General features: G+C 55.3%; 1 protein-coding gene. It reads right to left on the bottom strand.

The window, feature by feature from the left end:
• On the bottom strand, positions 1-244 hold a 244-nt coding region (locus KVT28_RS26225), incomplete at both ends, for a hypothetical protein (protein WP_217551203.1).

Consider the following 244-nt stretch of genomic DNA (forward strand, 5'->3'; position numbering starts at 1 on the left):
GTGAAAAATTGGAATCATCTCCTTGATCGCTGGAAACACTTCTTCCGGGTAGCCAGGCGTGCCCGAGAACTTATCTTTGTTGAGCAGATAATTCTCCATCACGAGCCCTGCCTGCGGATCGAGCCACAGGCCTTTCTGCACCATTAACTTCAGATCGTCGTCAGTTGCGAGTGGCCCATGCTCGATCTGTGTGCAGCCGGCGACGACGGCCGCACGAACGGCGTCTTTGTACGCGTGTACGAGC

This window comes from Pantoea sp. GbtcB22 (assembly GCF_019091025.1).
Lineage (GTDB): Bacteria > Pseudomonadota > Gammaproteobacteria > Enterobacterales > Enterobacteriaceae > Pantoea > Pantoea leporis.